We start from the raw sequence: 854 nt of genomic DNA, 5'->3' as shown, positions 1-854 counted from the left end.
AGTTCAGTGGTAGAATACAACCTTGCCAAGGTTGGGGTCGCGGGTTCGAATCCCGTCTTCCGCTCCAATTTTCAATATGACATGCCGGGGTGGCGGAACAGGCAGACGCACAGGACTTAAAATCCTGCGGTGGGTGACCACCGTGCGGGTTCGACCCCCGCCCTCGGCACCATATGCGCCCGTAGCTCAATTGGATAGAGCGTTTGACTACGGATCAAGAGGTTAGGGGTTCGACTCCTCTCGGGCGCGTTTTTTATTAACGGGAAGTGGCTCAGCTTGGTAGAGCACCTGGTTTGGGACCAGGGGGTCGCAGGTTCAAATCCTGTCTTCCCGATTTTTCAAAATATGGGGCCTTAGCTCAGCTGGGAGAGCGCCTGCCTTGCACGCAGGAGGTCAGCGGTTCGATCCCGCTAGGCTCCACTTATTTGAATATAACTTATGGCGGTGTAGCTCAGCTGGCTAGAGCGTACGGTTCATACCCGTGAGGTCGGGGGTTCGATCCCCTCCGCCGCTACCATAAGGACCTTTAGCTCAGCTGGTTAGAGCAGACGGCTCATAACCGTCCGGTCGTAGGTTCGAGTCCTACAAGGTCCACCACTCAAAGTTCATATCTCGGAGGTATACCCAAGTTCGGCTGAAGGGATCGGTCTTGAAAACCGACAGGCGGCGAGAGTCGCGCGGGGGTTCGAATCCCTCTACCTCCTCCATTTTTTCTAAATTAAATATTATATCRTCGCGGGGTGGAGCAGTACGGTAGCTCGTCGGGCTCATAACCCGAAGGTCGCAGGTTCAAATCCTGTCCCCGCAACCAAATGGTCCCGTGGTGTAGTGGTTAACATGCCTGCCTGTCACGC

Annotated in this window: 8 tRNA genes; all 8 read left to right on the top strand. The window is 55.1% G+C overall.

What is annotated here, in order from left to right:
* Positions 1–83: 83 nt before the first annotated feature.
* The 8 genes from AC1DTM_RS29330 (at position 84) to AC1DTM_RS29295 (ending at position 811) form a co-directional block, all read left to right on the top strand.
* Positions 84–172 (top strand) — tRNA-Leu (locus AC1DTM_RS29330).
* Positions 173–175: 3 nt separating this feature from the next.
* A tRNA-Arg gene (locus AC1DTM_RS29325) sits at positions 176–249 on the top strand.
* A gap of 11 nt (positions 250–260) precedes the next feature.
* Positions 261–334: transfer RNA gene (locus AC1DTM_RS29320), tRNA-Pro, on the top strand.
* 13 nt (positions 335–347) lie between these two features.
* Positions 348–420, top strand: a tRNA-Ala gene (locus AC1DTM_RS29315).
* A 20-nt stretch (positions 421–440) separates the two neighbouring features.
* Positions 441–517, top strand: a tRNA-Met gene (locus AC1DTM_RS29310).
* 3 nt (positions 518–520) lie between these two features.
* A tRNA-Ile gene (locus AC1DTM_RS29305) sits at positions 521–597 on the top strand.
* Between the two features lie 17 nt (positions 598–614).
* Positions 615–707 (top strand) — tRNA-Ser (locus tag AC1DTM_RS29300).
* Positions 708–734: 27 nt separating this feature from the next.
* Positions 735–811, top strand: a tRNA-Met gene (locus AC1DTM_RS29295).
* The last annotated feature ends 43 nt before the right edge of the window (positions 812–854 follow it).

Source organism: Bacillus sp. P4_D3 (assembly GCF_056401855.1).
This window is presented reverse-complemented; position numbering and strand designations above follow the sequence as displayed.